The organism is Pseudomonas sp. SIMBA_041, assembly GCF_046535095.1.
GTDB lineage: Bacteria > Pseudomonadota > Gammaproteobacteria > Pseudomonadales > Pseudomonadaceae > Aquipseudomonas > Aquipseudomonas mucoides.
The window spans coordinates 1-255 of sequence record NZ_JAWRXJ010000597.1; the positions used below are offsets into that span (position 1 = coordinate 1).

Sequence of the window (255 nt, forward strand, 5' to 3'; positions counted from 1 at the left end):
GATGGTCTGGCCGTTCGACAGGGTCACGGTAACCGGAGTCTGGGCAGGGTTGCTCAGGGTCACGGTGTAGGTGATCACGCCGCCTTCGGTCACCGAAGGGTTGGCGGTCAGGGTCGCAGTAGTGTTGTCGACCGAGTCATTGATCGTGGTCTGCGCCGGGGTCGGGTTCGGCGTCAGCTGCTCGAAGTTACCGCCGGTAGCGCCTGTGAGGGTGGTAGTGATGGTCGAGCCATTGTTGTAGACGCCGTTGTTCGG

At 62.4% G+C, this 255-nt stretch carries 1 protein-coding gene; it reads right to left on the reverse strand.

The genetic code is table 11. From position 1 onward, the window contains the following. On the reverse strand, positions 1-255 hold a 255-nt coding region (locus SB725_RS32505; protein ID WP_410923614.1), incomplete at both ends, for an immunoglobulin-like domain-containing protein.